This window comes from Bacillus sp. JJ1773, assembly GCF_036962035.1.
Taxonomy (GTDB): domain Bacteria; phylum Bacillota; class Bacilli; order Bacillales; family Cytobacillaceae; genus Cytobacillus.
Window position 1 is genome coordinate 1 of sequence record NZ_JBALNX010000132.1, and the last position, 2,380, is coordinate 2,380.

A 2,380-nucleotide genomic window follows, 5' to 3' on the forward strand; every position below is an offset into this window, starting at 1 on the left:
GAATTAAACTGAGGGAGTGGAAGAAGGGTATAGGAAGGAATATCCTTTGCTTTTATGGAATAGATTTTGAAGATATCGGTTCGTTGTATTTATAAAGATGTCAATTAAGGGATTTGACTCTAAAAAAGAAGGAGGAACTTTTTATGATGTTTATGATGATTGTCAAAGCCTCAAAGAATTCGGAAGCCGGAAATCTTCCGAGCCCAGAGCTCAGGGAAGCCATGACGAAGTACAATGAGGAATTAGAGAAGGCAGGCGTGCGAATTATGGCTAAAGGACTTCATCCAAGTTCAAATGGGATTCGGCTTTCGTATCCAAAACAAGGAGAAAAGCCGCTGGTCACGGATGGCCCATTTACGGAAACGAATGAATTGATTGCTGGGTTCATACTAATTGATGTGAATTCGAGGGAAGAAGCCATCGAGTGGGCCATGCGGATGCCGGATCCACAAGGACATGGGGAAGGTCAGATTGAATTGCGTCAAGTATTTGAGGCGCCGGAGCTGACCGAGGATCCGGAAATGTTGTCCAAGGAAGCTGAATACGCGAGAAATCTGAGAAGGGAAGACGATTGTGCCCCTCTCTAGACAACTTGTATCAAAAACTAACGGACACACCATATTTAAATCTAAACTAAATCCAGAATGGTTAATTTTTAACACTGATTTTACAGGGAAAGTTATGAATGTCACAAAACTGATGGAAGGATCAGCATTCTTATTAACCCCACATTAATTAACTATCTAGACAATTATTATTTAATGCGGAAACTAGGATGCATATTGACCAAATGTTACAGGAATCTGAGTGGGATGCTGATACAGAAAAAATACAGTAGCGCACTGCTTCATGGATTCATCATTGTTTTTTAAATTCAATCTAGGTAGTTGTTGCACGTGTCTAGTCAAGGGTATTAGTTATGCTATTTTACCATTGGACCAACTAGCACTATGGCAGTGCTCATTTTTAATACTAATAAAAAGATTTTTCCCTAGATTAGATCTGGTCGAATCTACTCATACTATCGATAGTAATAGCCGAATTTCCCAGAGGTGAACCACATTTGGAACTAATTTACCGAGCAGTTATTGTGTTTTTGGTCGGATTTTTATTTTTAAGGCTGTCAGGAAAAAAGGCCGTGGCCGAAATGCACTCGTTTGATTTATTGTATTTCTTTGTGCTTACGAATATTATCAGTACACCGATAGAGGTCAATAATCTCGGGAAAGCCATCATCTATTCTGGAATCACTTTTATTATTTATAAAATTATCGTCCGTTTATCCCTACATAATAAATTAAGATGGCTCTTATATAGCAGCCCTACTGTATTGATTCGTAATGGGGACATCGATCGAAAGGGACTGAAAAAGGTACGAATGCCTGTGAATGAATTATTGTCCCATTTGCGGATGAAAGGGTACATGGATACGCAAAATATCGCTATTGCCGTTATGGAGGATATTGGTGATATAAGTGTCATCCCTAAGGCTGATTACCGCCCTTTGCAGCCGAGTGATTTAAACTTACAGGTAAAGAAAGAATATGTGCCAATCCCACTGATCATGGATGGCCAAATTATTTCCCATAATTTAAAATACCTAAAGCTGAACATGGATTGGCTAATGACTGAAGTGAAAAAAATGGGGGAAAAAGTAGAGAATATCATGCTTGCCACATTTCAGGAAAATGGAAAATTATCTATTGATAATAATGACATCAAGGATCATAAAAATGACCCTAATTATTACAAGCCTGGAGAGGATAATTGATTAATTTCTCACCCCAACTCAGCATATTCCTGTTTTTTCGTAAATATCATTGGTAATAAAATTTGTTCAGGGATGGGGAAAATAGCATTTCTTGATATTGAAGAAGTTCATTTCAAAGAACAATTAAATGTTTCTTTTCTGAGGCATATTATCTTTCCTTGTTACTGTCTTACCTCATTCTTATCATTTATTGTTCAAGAAGACAATTTTCTCTTGGATGCCTTTTGTTTTACAGGTACGTTATTGGTTAGTTTATACATCTATATTTATTTGTTCATTCTATAGTATATCTGATTTTCAACAATCGGGCGCAATTCCAGAAAAATTGCGCTCTTTCTTTATCTATAGGGCCAGATTACTGAGGGAATATTCTGAGATTGTAAAGCCTTACACTTAAACTAAAGGTTCAGGTTAGCTGAATAAGGAGTCCTTGTAGTAAGGATATGATTTATTAAATACATGAAATTAAAGTGGTTATTAAGGATGGGCTTATCGAATAAATTCGTGACTATAACTAGGTTTTGGGTGATGAATAATTAAAATAATAAGGAGAAATTAAATGATAAAAATTGACGTAGATTTAGTTTCGAAGTTAATAAATAGCCAATT

At 36.4% G+C, this 2,380-nt stretch carries 2 protein-coding genes; both read left to right on the plus strand.

The window, feature by feature from the left end:
* The first annotated feature begins 143 nt into the window (after positions 1 to 143).
* Positions 144 to 587 carry a YciI family protein gene (locus V7127_RS25160; RefSeq protein ID WP_335490876.1) on the plus strand — a complete coding sequence of 148 codons (444 nt, stop codon included), beginning with the start codon at positions 144 to 146 and terminating at the stop codon, positions 585 to 587.
* 476 nt (positions 588 to 1,063) lie between these two features.
* Entirely contained in the window at positions 1,064 to 1,771 is a 708-nt protein-coding gene (locus tag V7127_RS25165) for a DUF421 domain-containing protein (protein WP_335354908.1), read from the plus strand.
* Positions 1,772 to 2,380: the final 609 nt, after the last annotated feature.